This window comes from Ruegeria sp. YTSA226 (assembly GCF_059609905.1).
This window is the reverse complement of record NZ_JBXWMQ010000005.1, coordinates 198,694-224,358: the sequence shown is the minus strand read 5'-3', so window position 1 is coordinate 224,358 and position 25,665 is coordinate 198,694. Positions and strand designations below refer to the sequence as shown.

Here is a 25,665-nt window from a genome sequence, read left to right as displayed (position 1 = left end):
AGAAAAGAATAATGCGAGTGAATTACGGTCAAACCGTGCATGGCCAGGAAGAGATCGACGCGGTTGTCGAAGTTCTGAAAACGTCCACCCAGATGGGCCCCAAAGTGCGCGAGATGCAGGAAAAAGTGGCTGCTTTGTTTTCCAAACGCCACGGCATCATGGTGAACTCGGGGTCATCGGCGAACTATCTCGCGGTCGAGATTCTGGACTTGCCAAAGGGCAGCGAAGTTATCACTCCGGCCCTGACTTTTGCCACGACGGTTGCTCCGCTTGTCCGTCAGGGCCTGATCCCGACCTTTGTGGATGCCGCGGTCGGGACCTATAATATCGACGTAGACGCGATCGAACGCATGATTACGCCAAATACATCTGCCGTCATGATTCCGTCACTTATCGGAAACCTGCCAGATTGGCGCCGTATCCGCGAGCTGGCCGATGCGCATGGTCTGAAGGTAATTGAAGACAGCGCTGACACGCTGGGCGCAACCATCGACGGTACAAGCACGGGCGTCTATTCCGACGTCTCTACCACCAGCTTTTACGGCAGCCACGTCATCAATGGCGCCGGGAATGGCGGCATGTTGTGCGTGAATGACGAAGAGCTTGGCCGCAAGGCGCTTTTGCTGCGGTCCTGGGGGCGGTCGTCCTCGCTGTTTGTGGAATCCGAGGCCATCGAGAACCGGTTCAACGTCAAACTGGACGGGATCGAGTATGATGCCAAATTTCTGTTCGAGGATCTTGGCTATAACGTTGAACCTTCGGAAATCAGCGCGGCATTCGGGTTGGTGCAGCTGAGCAAACTGGACAACAACATCCGCGTGCGCGAAGAGGCCTTCGCTGCTCATCGCGCCTTTTTTGCCCGCTATGAAGACTGGTTCATCCTGCCTGAACAACTGCCGAACTCGCGCACCGGGTGGCTGGCCTTCCCGCTGACATTGCGCGAAGGTGCCCCATTCACGCGGCGCGAGATGCAGATATTCCTTGAGACTTCAGACATTCAAACTCGGCCTGTCTTTACCGGAAACATTCTGCGTCAGCCTGCCATGAAGCAAGTAGAATACCGAGCAGATCCCGCGGGCTATCCCAATTCCGATGCGGTTATGCGCGGGGGTATCCTGCTGGCTTGTCACCATGGTCTGATACAAGCGCAAATCGATTATATGCATGCAAAATTTGAAGAATTTGCATTGAAATTCCAAGGAGCACTGGTCTGATGAACGATCAAAGCATCAATACGTCTGTTCGCACGACCTGCCGTACCTGCCGGTCTACCAACCTTATGCTTGTGCTGCCGATGGGCGATCACCCGCCCGCCAATATGTTCGCACGGCCCGAGCAAAAGGATGTTCCGCAACCGGCTTTCCCGCTGAATACTCAGGCCTGTCTGGATTGTGGCTTGATCCAGGTTGCAGATCAGGTGCCTGCTGATTTCTTTACGGACTATCTTTATGTTCCGTCCGGTGCGGCAACTATGCACACGCATTTCGCCGAACTCGCCTCGGTCGCGGTAGAGCGTGCGCAAGGTGGGCTGATCATTGATATCGGTTGTAATGATGGGCTGATGCTGTCCCATGCCAACGATCAGGGCGGGCGCACATTGGGTATCGACCCGGCGGCCAACCTAGCCAAGATTGCCGGCGAACGGGGCGTTCGGGTCCATGTGGACTTTTTCAACCGCGCCACCGCGCAGCAGATTCGTGAAACCGAAGGGCCGGCCAGCGTCATCACGACGACCAATACCTTCAACCATATAGACGATCTGCACGGCTTTACCGAAGGTGTTCTGGACCTGTTGACAGATGACGGCGTCTTCATCATCGAAGTGCCTTGGGGCAAGATGATCCTCGAGACCAACGAGTTCGACAATGTTTATCACGAACATGTCTCTGAACTGAGCCTTCTGTCCGTCGTCAAACTGGGCCAGTCCGTTGGGCTCGATGTAGTGGATGTCACAAAACTGCCGGTTCATGGCGGTTCGATGCGCGTGTTCATGCAACCCGCCGCGCTGAACAAAACCCCGGCGCCGATTGTTGCTGATATGCTGGCTGACGAAGATGCCGCGGGCATGACCAACAAAGAGGCATACGAAGCATTTGCCGAGCGTGTTCACGCGATGCAGGAAAGCCTTGTTTCCATGCTGGCCGAGCTTAAGGCATCTGGCAAAACGATTGCTGGCTACGGTGCGCCCGCTAAGGGTAATACGCTGTTGAACTACTTTGATATCGGCACGGAAACTCTGGATTTTCTGGTTGACCGGAACACGTTGAAACAGGGCCTGTATTCGCCGGGCAAGCTTATTCCTGTATTGGCCCCCGAAGCGGTCATGGAACGCAGACCTGATTACCTGCTGGTTTTGGCCTGGAATTTCTTTGACGAAATCCGCGAGCAGATGGCTGATTTCGAAGCCGCTGGCGGCAAGTTCATCGTGCCTTTGCCAATGCCAGTAGTTATTCCCTGAAGGGAAAACAATGACGCGCGTACTGATCACCGGAGCCAGCGGATTCATCGGCTCTCATCTGGCTCGGGCCTGTTTGGCCCGGGGCGATGAGGTCGCTGTGCTTACGCGGCCGGATTCCTCTCTGGACCGTTTGCAAGGTGTTTCGGGAATCCGCGTTTTCACTGATGGTTATTCGGATGTTGCCGCGATCAAACGCGTCGCGAATGCGTTCCGACCCCAGGTAGTTCTGCACACCGCCGCGCAGACAAAATTTGCCGAGACTGATGACCTGGCAGATCTGAATGCCAGTATTTTGCAAAATCTCTCGACGCTGGTTGCGATCCTGTCCGCTTTGGCCATCTGTGATCAGCCGCCCGATGCGTTTGTGCGCACCGGATCCATTGCGGAATATGGTGATATCAAGCTGCCTTATGTCGAAACTTCGCGAGAGAACCCGCGAAATTCCTATGGCGCCTCTCTGGTGGCCGGAACGCAATATATTGAAATGGCTCAGCCCCGGCTGCCGTTCAAGGCTGTTACGGCGCGGTTGGCGCTGACCTATGGTCCCGGACAGTCAGAAGATTTCTTCATACCCCATGCCATTGGCCGCCTGTTGCGGAAAGCCCCGGTTTTCCTTCATCGTCCACATGATCGGCGTGATCTGATACATATTGACGACATAGTCGAAGCGCTGCTTCTGATTGCTGACGCACCGGACAAGGCGGGGTCGGTCATTAATGTTGTCACTGGCGATGCTCCGGATATGGCCGCGGTCGCAGGAGAGTTGCAGGTGTTGACCGGAGCAGCTCCTGATATGGTTTCTTCTGCGCCGCCGAAGGATGACCCGGTATTGTTGGTTTCGGATCCTTCACAGATGGCGGAACGTTATGGCTGGTCGGCAAAAATCGCTTTGCGTGAAGGCCTTGAAAGGACGGTTCAATGGACAAAACAGTCACAACAAGCGGAGATGAACGCGTGACTTTGGTTTCAATCCTGATCCCCGCTTTGAACGAAGAAGATAACGTTCGCACGGCCTATGAACGTGTGACCAAGGTGTTTGACGATCTGCCCTCTTATGAGCCCGAGATCATTTTCACTGACAACCATTCCACGGATCGTACATTTGAAATCCTGTCGGATATTGCTGCTGCTGATCCCCGTGTCCGGGTTATCCGGTTTGCCCGCAATATGGGATATCAGTCATCAGTTCTGACGGCCTATCGATCCGCAAACGGGGCCTGTTCGATCCAACTGGATTGCGACATGCAGGACCCGCCCGAGCTGATCCCGCAGATGCTGGATACCTGGCGGCAGGGATATCACGTGGTTTACGGCATTCGCCGTAGCCTGCCGGACGGCCCCATCGTCGCTGCCGCGCGGCGCGGCTTTTATGCGTTGATCGACATGATCAGCAATGATGATTTGCCGAGAAATGCGGGCGAGTTTCGGCTGACTGACCGGCGTATTCTGGACGAGCTGCGCCGGGTCGATGATCGCTCTCCTTATGTTCGCGGGTTAATCAGTGGGATGGGTTTCCGCCAGATCGGCTTTGAATATGATCGCAATGCGCGCACCGCTGGCGAGTCGAAATTTCCGTTTCGGGCCATGCTGTCGCTTGCTGTCGACGGGTTGATCAACCACTCGCTTCTGCCCTTGCGCCTTGCCTCGATGATCAGTCTGACGGTTGGCACAGGGACGTTTTTGCTGATGATCGGATATGTGATCGGCAAGCTGTTCTTTGGCCAGAACTGGCCGGGCGGTTTTGCCACGACCACCATCCTGTTGCTGCTGTCGATGACCTTGAATGCGATGTTCCTGGGAATAATGGGCGAATATATTGGGCGGATTTTCCTTCAGTCCAAAGACCTGAACCGGCCCATTGTCGAACAAGAGTTGAACCGTCCAGAAACTCTGGATCTGGTACAGCAAGCTGATCGTGTAAAAAGCGCCGCTGAGTGAAAAATGAAACTGTTATTGGTGCAAGCTGGGTTCGGAGCAGGCGGTGCGGAAAAGATCGCCGCAATGATCGCCGCGCATCGGATCTCGGCCGGGGATGAGGTTCACGTCGCCGGGATGGCGACAGAGGATTCTGGTTCCTATTTCGCCTATCCTGAGTGCGCGCATTTGCACATGATTCAGCCGCTAAAGATTTCGCGGCGACTGACGCAGGCACGGCGCTACTTGCATATTCGCAAGATCATCCGGGCTGTGCGTCCCGATCTGATCATCTCGTTTCTGACCAAGGTGAATGTGCTGACCATGTTGGCCGCGCGTGGAACCGGGGTGCCGGTTGTAATTTCCGAGCGGAACAATCCACTGGTCCAAAGCGGAAATCCCATGTGGCTGAAAGCGGTGAACAGGCTTGCGCGGGGGGCGTCCGGAATTGTCATGCAGACCGAACGTGCGCGTTTGGATTTGCCTGCGGACCTGATCCCAAAGGCCAGTGTAATCCCCAATCCATGTGCTCCGCTGGGGGGGATTCACATCGGGTCCGGACAGACCCGGCTTGTGGCTGTCGGGCGTTTGGATCGTCAAAAGGGGTTCGATATGCTGCTGCGGGCAATGCCCGAAGTGCTGCGCAACAACCCAGACATCCGGTTGACGATCTTTGGCGAGGGCCCAGAGCGCGACGCGTTGGAACAGCAGATCTCTGCTGCGAATTTATCGGATGTCGTATCATTGCCCGGCGCCAGCCCAAAACCCGGAGACTGGATGCAAGACGCGGATATTCTTGTATTTCCGTCTCGCTTTGAAGGGTTCCCGAATGTAGTTGCCGAGGCCACGGTCACAGGTCTGCCGGTCATATCGTTCGATTGCGCCTATGGGCCACGGGAATTGATCCGCGACAGGGGAAACGGATTGCTCGTTCCGGCCGAGGATGTTGCCGGTCTGACCAAGGCGATTGTCAGCCTGTCAAAGGATGATGCCTTACTGAATAAAATGCGTCAGAATGCACGCCATAACAGGGAATGGCTGGAACCGCAGCACGTCCTGTCGGACTGGGATTCTTTGATTGCCAATGTGCAAATCGGAGTTGCTGCCAAAGCCGGCACGGCTAAAGGTCTGACAGAACTTCTGTAAGCTGGCCTAAGCTGGTGACCGTGGCATATGCGGCATGCTTAGAACTGGGTGGAATCGGATCATGCACAGCCCCGGGTCGGAGGATTTGAACCGTCCGCCAGCCTCGGGCATTCGGGGTGATAAAGTCCTTGGCCGGATTGTCCGCTACATAGACCATTCTGCGCGGGTTTTGCGCGGCCAATTCCATCTCTTCATAGGCACGGGGATGCGGTTTTCCGTAGCCATCCGGCCAGGCACCGGTCGGGCGGATATGCGCAATATAGCGGTTCAGATCCAATGCGGCGATCTTGTTGCGCTGCATCTTTTCGGGGCCGTCGGTGATCAGCCCCATCGGCCGATCTGCGTTTGTCAAAAACCGCTCGGCGTCGCTACACAGCGAAATACTGGGCGGGTGTGATCGGTAATTGGCGATCAGCTCCTGTATGAAGGCATCCGTCGCATCAAGGCCGGTCTGCGCGCAAGCCACATTGAATATGCGCCGTCTTTCCCCCGCATTGAATGCGTCCTGACACCGTTGCCCGAACCCTTCGACGCCGGTCTTTTCGTGGACCCAACCGTTCAGCCAATCATAGCCGCTAAAGGCAAAATCCCGCTCCAGATACAGGGTATCGTCCAGATCAAATACCAGCATCAGCCCTGATACACCGCGCTGTCATATCGCATCATTTTCACGCCTTCGCGCCAGTTGTTATGGGCGTTTGACGGCAGTCCAGAGACCTCTTCCAACAGCCACTGCGCAAACTGCGCGCCGGCATGATCGGCCAGAGGGTAGCCACCCCCGAAACGGGCATTGATCTCAAGCACCGCGGGGCCATGATTGGGATCGTCGATGATCTGAAAACAGGCGACACCGCGCAGATCGGGCAGGGCGTTTGCAATGCCTTCGGCGATGGTTTGCAGATCATCGCGCCGCCGGGTTTCACCCTTTTCAACCTCACCGGCGCGGATCTGTATGCGCAAATGCGGGATCGCCGTGCAGAGCTGACCCGAGGCATCGACAAACATGTTGATCGTGTATTCCGGCCCGTTCAGCTTGTCCTGAAAGATCATCGGTTCGGGGAATTCAGAAGGGACATCAGCGAGGGTTTCGAATACATCCAGCCCCCGGCTTGCACTGCCGCCACTTGGCTTTGCAAAGATGGGCCAACTGATGTCTTGTGGCCGCTCTAGCAATTCCTGATGATCCAATGTGCGCGGAACTGGAACCCCGGCTTCGGACAGTTTCTGGATTGTCAGGCGCTTGTCCCGGACAACCTCAATCACGTTCACTGGCGAGACATGGACTCGCGCGCCCAGATTGGCAAAGGCGGGCGCGGCCTGTGCCAGGGGCATCAGTTCCGGGTCGATTGTGGGGATCACCAAGCTGACTCCGTGTTGACGCACAATCTCGAGGATCGAGGTTGCATAGTCGGGGCTGTCACATCGCGGCACGGCGGCGGCGTGATCGGCAAGCGCGCAAGCCGCGCTTTCATCTGGGTTCAGGTCGCAGGCGATGATGGTCAGATCTATATCCATACGATCCGCAGCCGCCCTGAAGCATTGCAGCAGGCCAACACGGCGACCCGCCGACGTAATCAGGATTGCCAGACTTTTTCGCGTCATCGAAAACTCACCAATTCATAAACAATTATACGTGCTTAACCTAGCACAGGGTGTCTTGCCCTGTGAACGGGGTAGGGGTGAGTTTGCCTCAATATTGTTTTGAGTTGCGGCAATCCGACAGTGCGGACCCTGCCAGAGATATGCAGCAGTGCGGTTCAATGAAAATCCCGGCTTGGAAACAGCCGCTTTGCCTGATCCCGTGGGTGCATTGCCCTGGCAGGATAGCGGGATTTCTTCGGTGTATCATCAGTGCGGGACCCTTCGGTGCTTAGGACCTCTGGTTGCGGGTGCCCCAATTCGGAAAGCTTATGTGACATGTCCTGAACGTCCTGGGCGATCAGGTGCACGATAATCCCTTCACGCTGCAGATACCCTGTGATCCGCAGCAGGCGCCCGCCCATCACGGCCCGGCGGAAACGCTCATAAACCTTGGGCCAGACCACCACATTGCTGACCCCGGTTTCATCCTCTAGCGTCAGGAAAATTATACCCGACGCCGTGCCCGGCCGCTGACGGGTGATAACCAGACCACAAACGCTGTGCCGCCCCAGGGGCACCTCTAGCAAGGCGACATGTGTGGTCAGCCCTGGCAGAGAGGGGCGCAGCAGTTCCATCGGGTGGGCCCGCAGGGTCAGGCGGGTGGCAACATAATCCTCGACCACCTCTTCGCCCAGCTGCATGGCGGGCAGGTTGACCGGGGGTTCGTGAACCGTTTCCCCGTCAATCGGATCATTGAACAAGGGCAGAGGTTTGGGGCTTTGAATGGCTTTGACCTGCCAGAGTGCATCGCGCCGGGTCAGCCCCATATCGGAAAAAGCGTCTGCCTCGGCCAAGCGCGTCAGTACATCAGGCCGCAGCCCCGCACGCAGCCACAGCGCCTCTGGATCCTGATAGCCATTGCCGCGGGCGGCCTCAATCCAGCCGGCGTCTTCTTCCCTGAACCCCTTGATCTGGCGGAATCCCAGCCGCAGCGCCAGCGCGCCATCGGGGCGGCGTTCCAGTATATTGTCCCACTCGGAATGATTGACGCAGATAGGGCGGATTTCGACCCCATGCTCGCGGGCGTCGCGCACGATCTGAGCGGGCGCGTAAAACCCCATGGGTTGAGAGTTCAAAAGCGCGCAGGCAAAGATCGCCGGGTGATGGCGTTTCAGCCAGGCGGAGACATAGGCAAGCATGGCAAAGGCCGCCGCATGGCTTTCCGGGAACCCGTAATCGGCAAAGCCTTCGATCTGGGAAAAACACTGCTCGGCCACTTTGATGTCATAGCCGTTGCCCAGCATCCCATTGATGAATTTATCCCGGAATGTGCCGATTGTGCCCATTCGCCGGAACGTAGCCAATGAGCGGCGCAGATGGTCGGCCTCTTCCGCCGTGAATCCGGCCCCGACCACGGCAATCTGCATGGCCTGTTCCTGAAACAGGGGGACGCCCAATGTGCGCGCTGTCACCTGTTCCAGTTCCGGGCCAAAGGGTTCGGGGTTTTCCAGCCCATTGCGTCGCCGGATATAGGGCTTCACCATATCCCCTTGAATGGGGCCAGGGCGCACAATAGCAACTTCGATTATCAGGTCATAAAGCTCGCGGGGGCGCATCCGGGGCAGGAAATTCATCTGTGCCCGACTTTCGACCTGAAAGACGCCGATCGCATCCGCCCGGCAGAGCATGTCATATGTGGCGGTGTCGTCCTGAGGCACCTTGGCGATGCTCAGGGTCTGGCCTTCATGCTGTTGCAGCAGGCCAAAGGATTTGCGCAGACAACTGAGCATACCAAGCCCCAGCACATCGACTTTCAGGATGTTCAGAGCATCAATATCATCTTTGTCCCAGCAGATGACGGTGCGGTTTTCCATTGCGGCATTTTCAATCGGGCAAAGCTCGTCCAGGCGTCCTTTGGTGATCACAAAACCACCAACATGCTGGGACAGATGGCGGGGAAAGCCGATGATTTCGCCAATCAGATGAATGGTTTGCATGAGGCGCCGGTCGCTGAGGTCCAGCCCCAGCTCGCGAATACGGTCCAGATCAACGCCGCCATTGCTCATGCCCCAGATCTGGCTCGACAGCCCAGCGGTTACATCCTGCGACAGCCCCATGACCTTGCCCACCTCGCGAATGGCTGCACGGGTGCGGAAATGGATGACAGTTGCGCAAAGACCAGCACGTTCGCGGCCATATTTCTCGTAGATCCACTGGATCACCTCTTCACGCCGCTCATGCTCGAAATCGACATCAATATCCGGCGGCTCGCCCCGGTATCTGGATACGAACCGTTCAAAGACCATGGCGATCTGGTCGGGGCTGACATCCGTGATGCCCAAGAGGTAACAGAGCACCGAATTGGCCGCGGACCCGCGCCCCTGACACAGAATGCCCTGCGACCGGGCATATTGTACGATGTCATGTACAGTCAGGAAATAAGCGGGAAACTGCAGATCCGCGACCACCGCCAGTTCCTTGCGCATCAGCCCGACCACCGTGTCGGGCGGCCCTTCGGGGTACCGGCGCTGCAACCCTTCGTGTGCCAGACGTTCCAGACGCGTTTGCGGATGTTCCCCGCTTGCAATCTCATCGGGGTATTCATACGAAAGCTCCGCCAGATCAAAGCTGCACCTGTCGGCAATCTCCATCGTGCGCCGCAAGGCGCTGGGGTGATGGCGGAACAGCCGGACCAGATCCTGGCCGGATTTGAGGCGGCGTTCGGCATTGGGCAATGCGCGGGTGCCGATCTGATCAATCGTGATGTTTTTACGCATGCAGGTCAGGATATCGGCCAGTTGCTTGCGGTGGGCGCGGTGCATCAGCACATCCCCGACCGCCACCATGGGGGCGCAGCTTTTCTGCGCCAGTTGGGCGCATTCGGCCAGATAGGTCTGATCGCTGCCGTCATAGCGTGGCACTGCACCCAGAAAAACATGATTGGGAAATCGTCGCCGCACGGTTTGAATATCCGATGCGGCCTCTGACAGGGTGGTCTGGGGCAGGGCGATCAGGATCATGCCCTTGCAGGCCGTCAGCATGTCTTGCGTATAGAGCTCGCAATCACCCTTATCCGCACGCCGCTTGCCCAACGTCAGCAGGCGGGCCAAGCGTTTGTAGGCTGCCAGATCACAGGGCAACGCCACCCAATCTACCGCACTGTCGCGCAGCAGCAGCCGGCAGCCGGTAATCAGTTTAGGCAGAACAGTGCAGTCCGGTTTCGGAAGCGCCTGCCTGTGGCCAACCTCTTGCCGGGAAGAGGCATCAACACGATGTTCGGATCTGATTTGAAGGGGCTGTTTGGTCTGCCGCTTAAGCTCTCGCAGTGCCGACCATGCGCGCACAACCCCTGCCAATGAATTGTGATCCGTGATGGCTATTGCCGACAATCCCAGCTCGGCGGCGCGCAGGACGAGCTCTTCGGGGTGGGAGGCCCCGGTCAGAAAGGTGAAATTCGTGGTGACGCACAGTTCGGCATACCCCAGCCCCTGTGCATGGGGTTTTGGCATGTGGCGATGCAGGGCGTCTATCGGGCGGTTTGCGGCGATCATGCGAACTCTCCCTGTACAAACCAGCCCGGATTCTGAGGCGTGTAAAACAGCCAGAGCCTGCGCCCCTGCGTGGTTTCCACTCGCCAGTAATCCCGCAGACCGGACCGCCAGCTTTCATCCTGATGCCACCACTCGGGCGCGATGCGTTCGGGGCCCGTGGCATGGCCGGTTGTCAGGGACATACGTCTCCAGCGGAACCGCGCGGGCGGATGCGGGCCGGTTGCCGCAATAGGTTCGGGTGGAAACAGGTAGAGCGGGCGTGGGTTCAGGATGCTCCAGCCGCTGGAGGGGTTGGAATAGGCGGCGGCCGCGATGATGAAACTGCGCTCGGGAATATGGCTGTCCGCAGGTAGGAAACGCTGTATGTTTTCAAGCCCGACCCGGGTGCCCAGCCGGGTGATCAGGTCATCCAGCCGGCTCTTGCTGTGGTCCGACACATGGCTGATTTGTTGTACTGGCAGCGCTTCAACCCCGGTGGCCTCCAACCGCATTTGATCAATGCCAAAGCCAGCATCTATTTCCCCCAAACCGCGTTCGAACAAAGACAGGATACGCTGAGGATCGCGCAGAGGTCGGGCCAGACGCAGTTCAACCTGCTGGCAGTCCTGGTCCACCCGACGCAATGTCATGCAAAGTTTCCGGGCGCCCATCTCTTGCGCCTTCAGCTTGGCGCAGAGCTGGGCCAACAGCCGTTCGGTACCAGCCATCACGTCCGACAGTAATCCGATGGGGTCCGGCAGGGTCATGCGCACCGCGTAATGGGGGGGATTGGACAGCGGCGTGATTGCTTCGGGTTGCGCGCCCAGAGCCTGATCCAGCCTGAGCAGCAGACCGGGACCAAAACGCCGTGTCAGCGGTGCGCGCGGTGCTGCCGCCAATGTACCAATTTTGCGCAGGCCCATGCGCTGTAAGGCGACCGAGGTCTTCTCATCCAGACGCAAGGCCGCCACCGGCAGCGACTTTAGGGCCGTCAGCATATTGCCAGAGGCTGCGACCCCCTCGTTATAACGGGCAAGCGCCCAAGCCGCACCGCGCGTATCCCCCAACCCGATCTGCACCCAGAGCCCTGCGCGCGCAAACCGTCCGCGCATATCAGCCAACATCGCCTCTTCGCCGCCAAAGAGATGGGCTGACCCGGTGACGTCAAGCACCAGCCCATCCTCGCCTTCCATCCCCACCCAGGGGCAATAGCGCGTTGCCCAGCGACGCAGGATGTGCAGGAAACGCATATCGGCCTGAGGATCGGCTGTGCAGCTTTGCAAAGCGGGGCAAAAGGCGCGCGCATCCGCATAGGACATGCCCTGATGCAGCCCCTGTTCCGCAGCCTGAGCGTTCAGGCAATAAATACGATTGGCATTCTGTTGTTTGAGCGTCAGGACAAAGGGCCCATTCACCAGGCGTCGACGCAGAACCCGGTCGCTTGCCAACCGAGGAAACCACAATGAAACGACGCGACGCTGCATTCCATCGAACATGCCAGATACCAATATGTTCTTGATTTGTTCTTTTTATGCTTCCACTTTTACAGAGTCGAGTCTTTTGGATCAAACGCCGGTAGATAGTGCCACCGGGGCCAAGTTGTTTCGGCTTCGAAGGGAAGGTCGACCCTTTTAGGCATCAAACCGCGGCAGCCATTATTCGGACTCTCATTCCTGTCGCAAAAATCTTCTGATCTTGAAAAAAGACAGGGCCGGTCCAAAGACCGGCCCTGCGACTGTTCATATGTATCGGTATTAGTTTGACGCGGCGTTCAGCTTTTCGTTCTGTTCACGCAGCGTGTCCGAGATGATCGCGTACCATTCGCCGGATTCACGCATTTCGTTCAGGCCCTTGTTGACCATAGCGATGTATTCGCGTGCAAACGGGTTGGTGCGGTGCGCAAGGAAGCTCATCGAGGACAGCGTGGAAACATAGGGGTTTTCTACGATATCTTCCGAGGTCAGGCCCATGTCCTTCATGGTTGCGGCGAAAAGATCGACCTCGAACGCGGCCACATCGGCTGAGCCGGTCAAAACGGCATCCAGACACTCGCGGGCCGAGCTGGGGTGAACCAACGTCAGGTTATCGGAATTCAAGCCGACTTCTTCAAGTACAACCATGCTCCAGCCGTCCATACGACACAGGGTTGCACCTTTGAGGTCTTCGAAGGCCGTCGCTTGTGAGTATTCGCTTTCCGGCAGAGTGAAGAAGCCGCCGACGATATCATAGACCGGAACCGAAGCAACAAACTCGTTACACCGGGATTCAGTCGCTGCAGACCATTCATAGGTGTGGTTTGTACAATCTGGTACTGTCCAGGCGATCGAGATGTCGAATGCGCCGAGCGGCAAGAGAGTTTCCAAATGCGAAGTCCAGTCGTCGACAAAGCTGACCGAGAAATCACGGCTGTTGCCGGCACGCTGAAGACTTGTGGTCGCCAGGCGGGTCATGATCCCACCACCACTCAGACTTTCGGTTGTAAATGGCTCCCATCCGTTACCCGCTACCAGCTTGATTGGCGGGGCGTAGACGTTCGAACGTTTCACACTGGCCGCACGCTTTTCTTCTGCTGCGATCAGTTCCTGTGCAGACTGGCCATTCGGCAGGCTACCGTCTTCACAGGGCAGGGACAGAACCAATCCAGGCGCCAGCGCGTTTGGGTTGGTGATGATGTTGCGGTTGGCGTTGAAGATCGGCTGATAGTTCGAGGTGCCATAAGCCGCGATGGCGATGGTCGCCATCGTGTCACCATCCGCGACGGTATAGTTGCTACAGGCTTCCTGTGCTGCGGCAGCTCCGGCGCTCAGGGCGGTTACGGCGGTGGCCGAAATCACGACTTTCTTCAGGTTAAATTTATACATGTCCACTTCCTCCAGACTTTTTTGAGTTTAGGCCAATAAGGGCCTTAGCCATTTTCCATTTGATAACGCAGAGCGGTTGAGACGATGTCGCGCCACTCTCCTGATTGCTGCATGATCGCCAGACCCTGATTAAGCGTTTCAAGGATCGCTTCTCCATCAGGATTATCCTTGTGAGTCATGATGTTAAGAGACTTGATCGCTGCCAAGTTGGGGTTTTCTACAATGCGATGCTCGTAACCCAGCCGACCGATTGCCTCGACGGCCAGATGGGCCTCAATTGCGGCGATGTCGGCGGTTCCATCCATCAATGCATGGAAACATTCATCCGGCGAAACCGGGCGCAGCATCGTGATCGCGGGCTCGTACAGCCCCACCGCGTCCATATGCGACAGGGACCAGCCCTCGGGTCGGCAGATGGTTGCACCGGCAAAGTCCGCATATGTCAGGGTCTCTTCATAGCCCGAACCTTCGCGAGCAAAGAACGTGTCCACAACTTCATAGAACGGGTTCGAGAAATTGTAGGTTTCACAACGTGAACGGTCATTTTCAGACAGTGCATCTGCGTCGTCACAATCTGGACGCGACCACGGGAAGGTTGCGTCAAATGCCAGCGTCGGCATCAACAGATCCAGATGTGAAGACCAGTCATTGACGAACTGGATCTTGTAGGACTGTTCCGGCGCTGCGCGCAACATCGCGGTTTCAACAAGATTTGTATATAGACCACGATGCGGCAGAGCTTCATCCGTGAACGGGGAATAGTTGCCGCCAGTGATCAAAATCAACTGACGGTCCCGGATTTCAGGACGTTCACCGGTACCTGCATTGCGGATTAGGGCAGCACCTTCAGCACGCGCGGCCTCGATCTCATCCTTGGCCGCAGCCTTGGCGGCGATGACCGCCTCTGCTTTGGCTTCGGCCACGCGGGACTCGGCTTCGGCGATAGCTTTGGCAGCGCGATCTTCCGCAGCCTTGACAAGTTCGGCGGCCATTTCGGCGGCCATTGCTTCGGCCTCTGTCTGCGGCACGGCAGCTGCGCGCCCGATATCTTCCAAACACGGCAGGGTCAAAACGTCGCCGACGCGGATGACATTGGGATTATTTCCGATTACATCGCGGTTTGCCTCGAAGATGATCCGAAAATCTTCGGTCGAATAGACTGCGATGGTCAGTTCCCGCAGGCTGTCGCCTCGCTGGATTTCATAGGTTGAGCATGCTTCTTGTGCCGAAGCAGCGCCCGTCGCGGCAGCTAGTGCCAGGCTGGATATGATCAGATGGAGTTTCATTGGTCCGGTTGCTTTGCCTCTAGTCGTTTCTTCTGAGTTTGATGACGCCAATCGACGTATTGTCTTGATCCGGGTCGTTCCTGGATCTCAGTGCCCGCAACAGCGCATCCGCAATATCTTGAGCCAGCGCATCCTCGTTTTCCTCAAGAATTGCCTGAATTTCTGTGTTGCTCAGATATTGCAGACCATCACTTCCCACGATCAGCACATCCGCGGTGCTAAGACCCAATGGTTCTTCCGGGCAATCGACCTTGGGAATTGCGGCGCCCATTATCACCGAAGTCAGTTGGTTTCGGTCGGGGTGAGACGACGCCTGGTCTGGCGTAAGGGTACCTGCAGCAACCTGAGCATCAATCATCGGAGCCATCGAATGGTCTTCGTTGATTTGGCTGAGGGTACGGTCGCGATAGAGATAAAGGGGGCTGTCGCCAATCGAAATCCAGAAGACGCGCTTTTCCAGCAGCAAAACTCCCAACATGGTTGATCCCATGTTGAAATCTTCACTCTGCTCCTCGCAGTAAGTCGAAATCGCGGCATTTGCCTGCATGGCTGCCAAGGGTAAGGCGTCGATCAGCGCTGTCTCAGCCGGAGCGTCTGCTTCAAGTTCGGTATCCAGTGCATCGCGCCAGGCTTTGACCACCAGCTCAGATGCCACTTCTCCTGCCGCATGCCCACCCATTCCGTCCGCAACGATGACATAGCCCGCATCCGCCGCGTCGAACATACGCGACGCGACCGCGTCTTCCTGCGTGTCGCGCTGACCCTGATCCAGGATCAGCGCAAGATCATATGCCGGGGTCGCCAGCATCAATTAAGCATCCCGCCAATCAAAGCCGTCATCGCAGAAGGCTGCAAAACGGATTGAGGTTTCACTGATCCGGATAAGATCGCCAGTGGAGAGTGGAACCGTACTGAGAACGGGTTTGCCGTTCAGGCGCACCAGATTGGCCTTGCCGCCATGGCCCAAATAGCATTTGCGGTCTTCCGGGTCATAGGCAATTACAGCATGGTTGCTGCGGGAAATCCCAGTGTCGCCAAAGTCCAGCTGGATCGCCTGATCATCATTACGCCCAATCTGCATCAGGCCTTCTGTCAGCGTAACGCTGGAACCGCGGCCGGGGCCGGAAGTTACAACAAGCCATCCCACCGGGAATGTCGCCTGCGCGGCCTCGGTCTTGGCCATAGCCACCGGCTCGGCCGATTCCATCAGGTCCTGAACATGCGTATCCGCGCGCTCGAAGCCCAGGAAGGTGGTTTTCACACGGCTGCGTCTGTCTTCTTTTGCCGCAGGAGCAGGCTGAGGTTGTACCTCGACCTCTTGGGCAGAAGGCGCTTCTGGTTCCGGATCAACTGTCTCGACGACTACGTCTACGACCGGTTCTTCCATCGCCATTTCAGGCGCGGGATCTGCAATCGTGGCTGTCAGTTCTTCGGTTGACACATGCAGTGTCACAACCGGTTCGTCGTCCTTTGGGTCGGCATCAACTGTAACCTCGGTGGCGCTTTGCACTTCGGCGACCACTTCCTCGACGATAATCTCATCGGCAGTGGCTTGTTCTGCTTCGGAGAACTCCGGCATCTTGTCTTCGGGTAATAGTTCTTCGCTTTCATCGTAGCTATCAGCGGTAGTGTTGCCGCCTGCCAGTGCATTACGAAGTGCGTTGAAATCCGCAATCGGTTCAGCGTTATCAGACTCAGGTGCCGCGACCTCCTCGGTTTCGGTCTCTTGAGGTTTGCCGGCACCTTCGAGAAGCCGGCTAAGGGGGCTTTTATATTTAAACATGGTGTCGACACCTTTGTTTCTTGGCACAGGATCTACGTCCCATGGGGCTGCTACTCACCTCTGCACGTTCGGTACACAGGCACTGATGATTGGGAACAAAAAACTCATTTACCTTCTGCGACGGGCCGGTCCCCGTCAGAGTGATGGCTTTCGCTTCACTCTCAGCAAACACACACAGGCAGATCACAATCAGACCGGATCATTACTCCTGTACCAGGGGCATAACCGCACCCGTTTCAGTACCGTTGCGCAGAACTGTAAAGCGGGCTTCGGACTGGTTTTCAGAAACAAGGAGCTGCAAAAGCGCGTCCAGCCCTTCAGGGTTGGTAATGTTCTGACCGGTATGATTTTCCGAGATCAGTACATCGCCTTTGCGCAGGCTGCCTGCTGCGGGTGCGTCTGGTGCTGTGTCAACAACAGTTGCCCAGCCGTTTCCATTGCTGTTCCTGATAGTGAACACATAACCATTCTCGAGACCCAACATGCGAATGGCGGGCAGGGCCAGCAATCCGTTCTGCGCACGGGTTTTTCCGAGTTCCCGATAACGGGCAGTGATGCGGATATACCCATCCGGATCGACCTTCAGGTCATCCAAAATCTGGGCGGCAAAACTTGCATCTGCCTGGACCGGCACTCCGTTCAGAGTATAAATCGACGCCCCATGCTGCACCCATTCTCCGATCACGGAAGTATCCAGCGTGGGGTCAATGCCGGTCACGACAACGACGCTGCCAGTCGAGGCGCGGCGTTTCGAGGTCTGGAACGGTATTTCCACATCCCAATGAGAATACGCAATCTGCGTTTCTGCCGGTTGGCCAGCAGCAGCGCTGATTTCTACCGGGTCAGCAGCAACTGGGGCTGCCTCGACGGGTAGCGCTTCGGCGTTTTGCGCCGTGAGGGTATCCGTCTGCTCAACAGGTTCTACGCTTGCGACTTCTTGTTCTGGTGCTTCAGCTTCCGCAGCGGCCGGTTCTGCCGTTTCCACGACCTCTTCCGCAGCGGCCGGTTCTGCCGTTTCCACGACCTCTTCCGCAGCGGCCGGTGCCGCCGTTTCCACGGCTTCTTCCGGCTGTTCCGAGGCTGGTGCCTCTGTCTCGGTCACTTGGACCGGCGCTGCTGTCGGTTCGGGGGTTTCCTCGCTGCCACTGAACAAAACGAATCCGCCTGCAGCCAAGGCAACCACCACCGCAGCAGCGCCTGCGATGACTTTACCGCTGCCGCCTGATCCGTTCTTGACGATCGTATCGACCGCAACCGCGGCCTCTTCTTTTTGTGCAAACTTGGCCAGATCGCCCTCAGACTTATCCTCATTACCCAGGGCAATGTCAGGGTTCCCAGCCAACAAGGCAGTCACCACCGCCTCGGCATTTTCACTTTCGGCTTTGATCCGGGCTTGCTCTTCGACTTCGTCCTTACGGTCCATCGCTACGATGACCGAGACCGGACGATAGGCGAACGAGTCAAACATGACGCCGGGACCACGGAACATCCGCAGCCAATCCAAGGCCGTTTGCAGACGATCTGTTGCGTGAACTTCCATCGCTTTGTCGATCGCTTCAAGGAACCCATCGGGATAGCCGCTGTACTGACCTGCGAGGGGCGTATAGGGATCATCCTGGCCATTGTTGAAGGCATTCAGTCGGGTTTGCCCGTCGATCGGACGTTCGCCACTGATGGCGTGATAAAGCGTCGCCGCGAGAACATAGAGGTCGCTGCTGGGCCCCTGATCTGCGCCGCGTACATAGAATTCGTGCGGGGAATAGCCGTCTTTGATAACCCGCAAAGTCAACAGGGCAGCTGATTGATTGGCTGCCTGTTCCCGCGCGGCACCAAAGTCGATGAGGACCGGGTCTCCGTTTTGGTCAATCAGAATATTGTCCGGTGAGATATCGCGATGCAGCATTCCGCTTTGGTGGATGAACGAAACGGCCGACAGCATTTTCTCGGTGACTTGGACAAGGAAATCTGGGCCAGCGTCGTTTTCGGGGTTCTCGGAATAATCCAGAAGATCGCAACCCCGGATCAGGTCCATAGCGATATACGCCGTGTCGTTGTCTTCAAAGACCTGATGTACGTCAACGATATTGGGATGAACCAGTCGGGCGTGATTGCGCGCTTCCTGAATGAACAGGTCGATGATCGCGCGCAGATCTTCTTTGTGGTCGGGATTGATGGGTTCAACCGCGTCACCATTCCGACGGCACAGAGCGCCCGGATAGCACTCTTTGATCACGACATCGCGCTCTAGGCTGTCGCGGGCCAGGTAGGTAATCCCAAACCCGCCATTGCTGAGGAAACGAAGAATCTCATACTGCCCGCGCAACAGCTTTGCGCCAGGTTCAAGTCCTTCAATCTTAGGTTCGTCGTGCGTTGCACCGACAGCCTGGTTATGGCTCATTTCATTCCGCCCGTTCTAATCGTTTTGCGGCAAAAAACCTGGGCAAATAGCCCGCAAACACACAACCAAAAACAACCGCAGGACACTCAAGTCGGTTAGACGATTCAAATTTGACTTTATTGGGGCCGCCTGATGGCTTCACTAAGGATCGTTTTTGCGATTGATCTATATGTGGTGTGTATTTGACAGTTTATACTACATATAGAAATATATTGTGATAAAATCGAAAGCTAAAAACAAATTCTTAAGGATTGGTCTACAAATTCGAAACAATAGATTCGTAGGAATCGCTTCTACGATTCGCGGAATTGCCGCTCAGCTTTGAGCGGAAATTTCAGGTTCCGGTCTTTGGCTGTGCCGATTCAACCCGGCTGCCGGCCCAAGCAAGGTTGTCACTCAGCTGTGCCAGGATGCTAATCGCATCCTTCAGTGGCGCAACGCCGCTTTCGAACTGAAGCAAAAGCAACAAGTCCGTGGCCTTTTCGAACTCACCCGGAATCCAATCCGCCGTCGGGTCAATCTCGTCATCGTTTTCCAGGCGCTCGGCGAAATCCTCAACGATTTCCTGACAGCTTTGCAGGAAAGCCGCAGGCTCCATATTTGAGGTTTCCCGCAGGTCTTCATAGATACTGGCAATTGCGGCAAGCCAGTCTTCCAGGATCGGATTGTCGATAGGGGGTAGCACGTTTTCCAGCGTAGCCTGCATAGAGGGCGCGTCGAGGGCGGCTATGTCCGGCACCTGAACGTCAATCGATTTCAGATAGGGTAGAAAGTGCTGTTCCAGATCTTCGCGCGCCGAACTCAGGTCTGCCTGTCGCCGGTTCGAAGCAATATCAAGCACCTGTTCGGCCAGCCCCTGTCCACCGCAGGTTTCCCAAAGGGCGAAATCCGGTTCTGGCTCTTGCGCCATGGCACGGACAGCCACTGGGGTGCCGATCGGCACAACCGAGCGGAACATATTGCGCTTTTCTTTGTTCAAGCGGGCCAACACCCGGTCAAGCGCGTCGCGAACCGGAGGCAAATCTGTATGTGTCACAGCCAATATGCTGTTTGCTCGCAACTCTTCCGGAACCTTAGCCCAAAGATGGCGTTCCGTTTCGCGCCATGCATTTGTGCCGTTGGTGCACCAGATCGCGCAATCCACAAATTTGAGCAGATCGAGCGTCGGTTTATAGGTATCATCCAAAGCGCCTGACCCAGGCAGATCGTAGAGCGATATCTCTTGCAGGGCAGGGGTGTTCAATCCAACAGAGATAAAGTCGGGTTCGTCTTTGGCGGCTTTTTCAAGTGCAATTCCAGAATAGACTTTAGGTTCCCGGTCCCACCACCCGACAGTTGTTTCGGGGGTTTCGGAATATGCCACAATAACGAGCGGCAGTTTCAGATGTTGCGGCCCGGTAGGCAGAATATCTGCCCCGGCCAGCATGTTGGCCAGGCTGGATTTTCCCGCCCCAAATTCTCCGGCGAATCCAATATTTACCGCGTTTGACAAGCGTTCGGCATGCGCCAAGGCACGGGCGCGCATATCTTCGAGCGCCACGTCGCTCGGCAGGCTTTCGGTCGCGGTCAGAAAGCGCTCGAGCTGCCTCACTTCCTTGTCGGTTCCGGGAAATTCGATCATTCCGCTGCCTCTGCTAGTCTTTCATCTGTTCGATGCTGGCTGAATAGGGTGCCCAGCTCGTCAGAAATATGTTGTGCGTGGTTGAAGGCGGCTTGCGCCTCGGCCCGGGCATTTGTTTCGCCGGTTCCGGCACGATGTTCAAGATGTGTGGCGAGCAGGGCCAGATAATGGTCCAGCACGGTATTAAGCCGCTCGGTCAAATCACCGCGGGCGGTATCCACCAGATCATCTCCGATCATCTCAAACTCCTGAACGATCATGCGTTCGGCACGGGACACGACACTTTTACGCGAAATCAGCCGGGACAACCAGTTTACCCGAAGTTCGACAGTGATGCCACGGGTCAAAGCGGACGTGTCCGGACGGAACCAGCGAACTGCGCTGGTGTTCATCCGATTGTCGGTTGCGTCCTGCCAGCCGGGCAGAGCCCGCAGCGTGGCATTGCTTTGCATGTCGATTGCGTAGAGCTCGCTCAGCATTCTTTGGCGGACAACTTGGGTGGCCCCCTGAACAAGTTCGCGCATGCGGTCGCGCAGCGGCGTAAAATTCAGCTCGGTTTCTCCGGTTTTCGACAACAGCGGAGAATCTCCGTTCGGGCCGCGAACAACGCCCGACACGGCCTCGGCCACGGTGTCATCCATTACGCCTCTCAGGTTGGCCAGGACGTCATCCATTTCGTCAATGATCTTGGTAGTCTTGTCGCTGACCGAGTTCCGCAGATCGGCCAATATCCTGTTGTTTTCACCAGCGTCTTCTGCCGAGGTTGTGGTGTCGTTCTCGATCGCGCGCAGATGCGCTTTGGACCGGTCCAATTCACCTTGGGCAAAGCTGTTGAGATGCTGCCAGGCCATACGCAGTTGTTCATCGCGCGGGCCTTCTGTCAGCGCTCGGGTCACATGCCGGCGCAGATCGGGCAACCCGGAGGCGATCATAGCGGCAAAGCGCAAAACACCTTCGCGGCTGATCGGGCCGGGGCCTTGTTTGATCTCTTCGACACCGTCCAGATATTGCTTCATCTGATCGGGGTGCGCGCGCAGCCAGGCCAGGACATCGTCGTGATTGATACCGGCTTCGTCACCGGTCAGGGCGTAATGTGCCCATTGGGCACTGCCGGTCAGAACGTCAATGTTCGAGTTCCCAAGTGCCTTTTCAAGCCCGTCCAAAACATCGGCTCGCACCTTGAAGGCATCTTCGGCACCATTTCCCAATTCGTCCACGCGATTGATAAAAACCACGATCTGGCCCAACTCCAGCGCTTGCATTAGGCGGAACAGTTTCAAGTCCGCCCGAGAAAGCGCCTGATGCGCCGACAGGACAACCACAAAGAAGTCGGACTCTTTGAGGTATTGGCGAGAGATCTCTTCGCGGATCAACAGAGGGTCATTTACGCCGGGTGTATCGGTGACCGTAAGCGGAAATGGGAAATGTCCGATGTCAAAATAGACCTCGGCCTTTCGGGTGATGTCGCTGTAAAGGCCCCGGTCCGATGCCGGATCATGTGTCCCACCCTCGGTCGGGTCATCGCCTGCGCAAACATAACGTGCCAAATCATCCGAATTCAGGTCTTCCAGATCATGATGTTGGCCCAGCAGCTGTTCATAGCTATCGCCCAGCCGAAGCTTGGCGCGGGTCTTCATTGCGTCGACCTGTTCTTCGATCATCTCGCGCTTATAACTGTCCTCGTCATCGGGGAACATGTTGCGCAGCTCTTCGCCTTCGGCAATCAGGGACTGCCACTGACGGTTGTCGAAGAAATGGAACTCGGCACCTTGCGTCCGGCCCGACGGGTGGCCGAAATGCATATCAGTGATTACGGTTGTCCAAGGGTTCACATCCGACGGCAGATATTCGGCCTGTCCGGTAAAACCATTGATCAGTCGGGATTTGCCGGCCTTGATCTGACCAACAAAAGCAATCGAGGGCTTCAGGTTCGAAAGATCACTAATGATCCGAGAGATAAACTGCCCGGTTTCGTCATTGCTGACGCCTTTCATCTCGTTGGCTATACGAAGTAACTCGCGACGATTATTCTCACTCATAACACATACCCTGACTACTTAATTTCACGGATCGAATTCGTTGAAAAATTGAACTGTTGGCACCGGATCATTTTTCCGATCCCGTAACTGATTTCCAAAGGTTTACGACGGCTCCCAGTTTGCGCGCTTCATGAATGGCCAGCGCAAATTGTGACCCGTCATGCAGAACGGCAAGCGCATCCCCTTTGCCCCCTGAAGGCCGCATTACAATCAGCTGAGGATGATCCAGCGCGGTGGCGGCGTCACCGTCCCACCCAACAAGATCCTGTGCAAACTGACGAAGCAGATCCTGATCGGCGTGCATGGGTTGCCCGACGTCGCATACTCCTTCGAGCCGCGAGATGGCTGCACCGTCCACGGAAACTTCGGCGCGTCCCAATGCGAACCGTTCAGCGCCATCAAAAAACGCGCTGGCAATGGTTCCTGCTGTCGCCCCGGCGGCGGACGCTGGAATATCTGTTTCTTGCGGGGCAGGCGTGTCGGGAACCAAAGAAACGACCGTCTCGGGCGGCAGCTCGATAGTGCCGCAAGCCTTTGCAATCTCGCTGAAAGTCACACCGACATCATCAACCTCAAGCGCCGTGTCCGGCTGCAGAGAAAGCAACTCCAACGGGGCAGGGGCTGCTGCAATATCGGACACCAATTCGGCCAAGCGAGTCGCAAGCTCTTCACGCGGAGTAGTTTCAAAATCCGGTATCATGCCCGAGCGGACCCGGAAAACATCAGTTACCCGCGAGCTGTTGACCTCCATTGCCAGACAATCGCCATTGGCCGCGGTAAATTCCAGCCGACGCGGCAAAATGGTTCCGCGAATTGTACGCAGGATCTTTTCACGACGAATCTCAGTCGTCTCAGCAGCTAATGTAACCGTCGGATTCAAACGGGCGACCGACAACCGCCCGATGTCTTCGAGCATGTCCAGTATGTCAGTATCCATCATGCCGTGACCCCCTCTGGTCCCGTTATACAGCGGCCGTAACCGGCCCTAGGCTTATGTGCGATTTAGTAAGCGCCAGCCCCACATTGGCACTGTCGCGACAGATGTAGCAGACCACATGGTCCGGGTAGTCCGGGGTCCGCAGGAAAATATTCAGCCGATCCTTTGAAAACACTGCGATTTCGCCAAACCCAGGATTTTCCGTATCGTCGGCGTCGGTCGAACGCAGCAGATTCTCAAACGCGATCACACCGCGCCCCTGAAAAAGGTTGGCCACCGCAATGGCCAGAGTATCCAAGGCTTCGGCACTTTCCGAGTCTGTGACATGGGTGCCTAGCAACATACCTGTCTTCATGTCGACATACCCGGCTGCTATGCAGTCGGGTATGGTCGCCATCGCATCGTTTAATGCTGTTTCGATAGACATCAGTTGCCCTGTCTCCTAGGTTTCTCACGGCTAAAGTACATGTCGTTCAACACCCGTGTCTTCAGAGGTATTGGCCATGGGCCTTACCGCGTTATCTGATTTTCGCGCATGGTGGTCGGCCGTGATTTGGTCAAACTCCTCAAGAAATGCTTGAAATACCTTCTTCAACGCTTCTGGGTTGGTGGGCATGTCTTCGCCATCCGTGACCTCGCGCCACATCGCCGCCGCGCTAAGCGGGGTGTCGACGGACACGTTTACAATGTCTTCAAACGAGCCCGCGATTTCCGGTCTGCTCTCTGGCATGGCGACAACCTGAGTGTTCATCAGGCCATTGGTTTCCGGCTCTGGTTCGAACTCATCCTCGGCATCATCCGATTGTTCAGCCATCAACGCTGTGATCGAGGATACGGAAAGTTCGACCGGGGTTTCTTCCGGCTCTGCCTGAGCGGTCTCTTCGGGCTCCGGAACATCTGTAAGCTGGTCCTCCAAAGAGGCCATGAATGTGTCAGCTTCGTCTTCGTCACTGAACAGGTTTTCTTCTTCAGCAACTTCGGCTTCCGCAGAAAGTGGCTGAACTTCAACAATGTCAGTTTCATCAATGACGGATACGGCCTGTGGGTCTGTTTCATCATCCTCGGTAGGAGCAACGGACAGATCGGCAACGTCCGAGTCCTCGGGAGTGGTCTCCCGGAAGAACGCCCGCAATTCGTCTTCTTTTTCTTCTTTTACGATCTCGGCGCCCGAGGTCATGTCGGCGCGCAGACGTTCGGCCTCTTGTGGGTCAATGCGCGGGGCACGTTCAACCTCATCAGGGCGCAGTTCGACCCGGGCAGGGCGCACGGGGAATTGTGTCACCACCTCGGGCTCTGTTCCCTCATGCAGCGGGTTTACCAGCTTCAGCGGAGCGGTTCCCTGTACATTCGAGAAATTGCGCCGCGGGCGCAGCGGGTGTACCTGAGGAGCATCGGACAAGCTGGTGTCAATTTGATAACGCGCCAGCTGATGAGCGCGGCTGTCCATGATCAGTTCTGTGATTTCCAGGAAGCTGTCGACCATCTTGCCACCGCCACTGCGGGTCCACAATTCGGCGTCCCCACTTTTGTCGCGGGCCATGATGGCATCACGGGCTGAAAACAGGATCGAACGGTTGAACAGGTGACCTGCTTCGCGGTTCACACGACGAAGGACCTTTTGGCGATCCTTGACATCCAAAACGTCTGCACGTGTGACCAGCAGCAATGAATTATGTTGCAACCGTTCGGGCAGGGAAACCCAGGTTGCCCGTTCCGTTTCGCGCCATGCCTGCGTGGCGTGCGTACACCAAATAACGCCATTTGCCTGACCGACAGCCCGTCGCCAGACATCAGTAGAAATCTTGGGGTCGGAAATACCCGGAGTGTCAATCAGGTCGACGGCTTCAAGAATGTCGGATTCCAGAAATATGCGAATAAACTGGGCATCATTCACCCCGACTTGTTCCAGCTGGTCCAGGTTGATGTTTTCGCGAGTTCCGTCAGGGCGTTGTACATAGGCCGACCTTCTACCCCAACTGAACCAAACTGGTGGCAGCTGTGTGGCTGTAACCTGTGTAGGCAGTGCCTCCGAGCGCAGCAGAAAGTTCATCAAGGTTGATTTGCCGGCGCTGAATTCCCCCATAAGTGCGAAAACAGGTTTCCTGCGGGAC

At 56.5% G+C, this 25,665-nt stretch carries 19 protein-coding genes; 5 read left to right on the top strand and 14 right to left on the bottom strand.

The window, feature by feature from the left end:
* The first annotated feature begins 11 nt into the window (after positions 1-11).
* The 5 genes from AC2FFF_RS10060 to AC2FFF_RS10040 are packed head-to-tail and all read left to right on the top strand — an operon-like array spanning position 12 to position 5,518.
* Positions 12-1,214 carry a DegT/DnrJ/EryC1/StrS family aminotransferase gene (locus tag AC2FFF_RS10060; protein WP_142636227.1) on the top strand — a complete coding sequence of 401 codons (1,203 nt, stop codon included), beginning with the start codon at positions 12-14 and terminating at the stop codon, positions 1,212-1,214.
* The gene (locus AC2FFF_RS10055; protein WP_271948813.1) at positions 1,214-2,458 is read left to right on the top strand and encodes a class I SAM-dependent methyltransferase; all 1,245 of its coding nucleotides are present in this window, start codon (positions 1,214-1,216) and stop codon (positions 2,456-2,458) included. The genes AC2FFF_RS10060 and AC2FFF_RS10055 overlap by 1 nt, the downstream gene beginning before the upstream one ends.
* A 10-nt stretch (positions 2,459-2,468) precedes the next feature.
* Positions 2,469-3,416 carry an NAD-dependent epimerase/dehydratase family protein gene (locus AC2FFF_RS10050; protein WP_281972939.1) on the top strand — a complete coding sequence of 316 codons (948 nt, stop codon included), beginning with the start codon at positions 2,469-2,471 and terminating at the stop codon, positions 3,414-3,416.
* The gene (locus AC2FFF_RS10045; RefSeq protein WP_185956666.1) at positions 3,377-4,396 is read left to right on the top strand and encodes a glycosyltransferase family 2 protein; all 1,020 of its coding nucleotides are present in this window, start codon (positions 3,377-3,379) and stop codon (positions 4,394-4,396) included. Before AC2FFF_RS10050 ends, AC2FFF_RS10045 begins: the two co-directional genes overlap by 40 nt.
* A gap of 3 nt (positions 4,397-4,399) precedes the next feature.
* A complete protein-coding gene (locus AC2FFF_RS10040; protein ID WP_281972938.1) occupies positions 4,400-5,518 on the top strand; it encodes a glycosyltransferase family 4 protein in 1,119 nt (372 codons plus the stop codon).
* On the opposite strand, the gene AC2FFF_RS10035 is transcribed toward AC2FFF_RS10040, so the two are convergent.
* The 14 genes from AC2FFF_RS10035 to AC2FFF_RS09970 all read right to left on the bottom strand — a co-directional run bounded on the left by AC2FFF_RS10035 (position 5,493) and on the right by AC2FFF_RS09970 (position 25,637).
* Positions 5,493-6,149 (bottom strand): HAD family hydrolase, encoded by a 657-nt coding sequence (locus AC2FFF_RS10035; protein WP_281972937.1) that lies wholly within the window; start codon positions 6,147-6,149, stop codon positions 5,493-5,495. The genes AC2FFF_RS10040 and AC2FFF_RS10035 overlap by 26 nt on opposite strands.
* Entirely contained in the window at positions 6,149-7,120 is a 972-nt protein-coding gene (locus AC2FFF_RS10030) for an ATP-grasp domain-containing protein (protein ID WP_281972936.1), read from the bottom strand. Before AC2FFF_RS10030 ends, AC2FFF_RS10035 begins: the two co-directional genes overlap by 1 nt.
* Positions 7,121-7,275: 155 nt before the next feature.
* The gene (locus tag AC2FFF_RS10025; RefSeq protein WP_425595592.1) at positions 7,276-10,650 is read right to left on the bottom strand and encodes an error-prone DNA polymerase; all 3,375 of its coding nucleotides are present in this window, start codon (positions 10,648-10,650) and stop codon (positions 7,276-7,278) included.
* On the bottom strand, positions 10,647-12,125 hold the full coding sequence (locus AC2FFF_RS10020) for a Y-family DNA polymerase (RefSeq protein ID WP_496882927.1): 1,479 nt from the start codon (positions 12,123-12,125) through the stop codon (positions 10,647-10,649). The genes AC2FFF_RS10025 and AC2FFF_RS10020 overlap by 4 nt, the downstream gene beginning before the upstream one ends.
* Before the next feature lie 258 nt (positions 12,126-12,383).
* On the bottom strand, positions 12,384-13,490 hold the full coding sequence (locus AC2FFF_RS10015) for a transporter substrate-binding domain-containing protein (RefSeq protein ID WP_142636241.1): 1,107 nt from the start codon (positions 13,488-13,490) through the stop codon (positions 12,384-12,386).
* Between the two features lie 44 nt (positions 13,491-13,534).
* Entirely contained in the window at positions 13,535-14,776 is a 1,242-nt protein-coding gene (locus AC2FFF_RS10010) for a transporter substrate-binding domain-containing protein (RefSeq protein WP_142636243.1), read from the bottom strand.
* Positions 14,777-14,795: 19 nt separating this feature from the next.
* On the bottom strand, positions 14,796-15,584 hold the full coding sequence (locus AC2FFF_RS10005; RefSeq protein WP_271948825.1) for a PP2C family protein-serine/threonine phosphatase: 789 nt from the start codon (positions 15,582-15,584) through the stop codon (positions 14,796-14,798).
* 3 nt (positions 15,585-15,587) lie between these two features.
* Positions 15,588-16,559, bottom strand: coding sequence for an FHA domain-containing protein (locus AC2FFF_RS10000; RefSeq protein WP_271948828.1), 972 nt, complete (start codon positions 16,557-16,559; stop codon positions 15,588-15,590).
* Positions 16,560-16,761: 202 nt separating this feature from the next.
* Positions 16,762-18,957 carry a serine/threonine protein kinase gene (locus AC2FFF_RS09995; protein WP_281972934.1) on the bottom strand — a complete coding sequence of 732 codons (2,196 nt, stop codon included), beginning with the start codon at positions 18,955-18,957 and terminating at the stop codon, positions 16,762-16,764.
* Positions 18,958-19,291: 334 nt separating this feature from the next.
* Positions 19,292-20,578 carry a dynamin family protein gene (locus AC2FFF_RS09990; protein ID WP_281995084.1) on the bottom strand — a complete coding sequence of 429 codons (1,287 nt, stop codon included), beginning with the start codon at positions 20,576-20,578 and terminating at the stop codon, positions 19,292-19,294.
* Positions 20,575-22,617 carry a dynamin family protein gene (locus AC2FFF_RS09985; RefSeq protein ID WP_281972932.1) on the bottom strand — a complete coding sequence of 681 codons (2,043 nt, stop codon included), beginning with the start codon at positions 22,615-22,617 and terminating at the stop codon, positions 20,575-20,577. Before AC2FFF_RS09985 ends, AC2FFF_RS09990 begins: the two co-directional genes overlap by 4 nt.
* A 67-nt stretch (positions 22,618-22,684) precedes the next feature.
* Complete coding sequence (locus tag AC2FFF_RS09980) at positions 22,685-23,557, bottom strand: hypothetical protein (protein ID WP_142636255.1); 873 nt, start codon at positions 23,555-23,557, stop codon at positions 22,685-22,687.
* Between the two features lie 22 nt (positions 23,558-23,579).
* A complete protein-coding gene (locus tag AC2FFF_RS09975) occupies positions 23,580-23,981 on the bottom strand; it encodes a hypothetical protein (RefSeq protein ID WP_142636257.1) in 402 nt (133 codons plus the stop codon).
* Between the two features lie 30 nt (positions 23,982-24,011).
* Positions 24,012-25,637 carry a dynamin family protein gene (locus AC2FFF_RS09970; protein WP_496882926.1) on the bottom strand — a complete coding sequence of 542 codons (1,626 nt, stop codon included), beginning with the start codon at positions 25,635-25,637 and terminating at the stop codon, positions 24,012-24,014.
* Between the last annotated feature and the right edge of the window lie 28 nt (positions 25,638-25,665).

Bases quoted from the DNA above. Each gene is read 5' to 3' on its own strand.
- AC2FFF_RS10060 (WP_142636227.1), top strand. From the start codon at position 12: ATGCGAGTGAATTACGGTCAAACCGTGCATGGCCAGGAAGAGATCGAC.
- AC2FFF_RS10055 (WP_271948813.1), top strand. From the start codon at position 1,214: ATGAACGATCAAAGCATCAATACGTCTGTTCGCACGACCTGCCGTACC.
- AC2FFF_RS10050 (WP_281972939.1), top strand. From the start codon at position 2,469: ATGACGCGCGTACTGATCACCGGAGCCAGCGGATTCATCGGCTCTCAT.
- AC2FFF_RS10045 (WP_185956666.1), top strand. From the start codon at position 3,377: ATGGACAAAACAGTCACAACAAGCGGAGATGAACGCGTGACTTTGGTT.
- AC2FFF_RS10040 (WP_281972938.1), top strand. From the start codon at position 4,400: ATGAAACTGTTATTGGTGCAAGCTGGGTTCGGAGCAGGCGGTGCGGAA.
- AC2FFF_RS10035 (WP_281972937.1), bottom strand. From the start codon at position 6,149: ATGCTGGTATTTGATCTGGACGATACCCTGTATCTGGAGCGGGATTTT.
- AC2FFF_RS10030 (WP_281972936.1), bottom strand. From the start codon at position 7,120: ATGACGCGAAAAAGTCTGGCAATCCTGATTACGTCGGCGGGTCGCCGT.
- AC2FFF_RS10025 (WP_425595592.1), bottom strand. From the start codon at position 10,650: ATGATCGCCGCAAACCGCCCGATAGACGCCCTGCATCGCCACATGCCA.
- AC2FFF_RS10020 (WP_496882927.1), bottom strand. From the start codon at position 12,125: ATGTTCGATGGAATGCAGCGTCGCGTCGTTTCATTGTGGTTTCCTCGG.
- AC2FFF_RS10015 (WP_142636241.1), bottom strand. From the start codon at position 13,490: ATGTATAAATTTAACCTGAAGAAAGTCGTGATTTCGGCCACCGCCGTA.
- AC2FFF_RS10010 (WP_142636243.1), bottom strand. From the start codon at position 14,776: ATGAAACTCCATCTGATCATATCCAGCCTGGCACTAGCTGCCGCGACG.
- AC2FFF_RS10005 (WP_271948825.1), bottom strand. From the start codon at position 15,584: ATGCTGGCGACCCCGGCATATGATCTTGCGCTGATCCTGGATCAGGGT.
- AC2FFF_RS10000 (WP_271948828.1), bottom strand. From the start codon at position 16,559: ATGTTTAAATATAAAAGCCCCCTTAGCCGGCTTCTCGAAGGTGCCGGC.
- AC2FFF_RS09995 (WP_281972934.1), bottom strand. From the start codon at position 18,957: ATGAGCCATAACCAGGCTGTCGGTGCAACGCACGACGAACCTAAGATT.
- AC2FFF_RS09990 (WP_281995084.1), bottom strand. From the start codon at position 20,578: ATGATCGAATTTCCCGGAACCGACAAGGAAGTGAGGCAGCTCGAGCGC.
- AC2FFF_RS09985 (WP_281972932.1), bottom strand. From the start codon at position 22,617: ATGAGTGAGAATAATCGTCGCGAGTTACTTCGTATAGCCAACGAGATG.
- AC2FFF_RS09980 (WP_142636255.1), bottom strand. From the start codon at position 23,557: ATGATGGATACTGACATACTGGACATGCTCGAAGACATCGGGCGGTTG.
- AC2FFF_RS09975 (WP_142636257.1), bottom strand. From the start codon at position 23,981: ATGTCTATCGAAACAGCATTAAACGATGCGATGGCGACCATACCCGAC.
- AC2FFF_RS09970 (WP_496882926.1), bottom strand. From the start codon at position 25,637: ATGGGGGAATTCAGCGCCGGCAAATCAACCTTGATGAACTTTCTGCTG.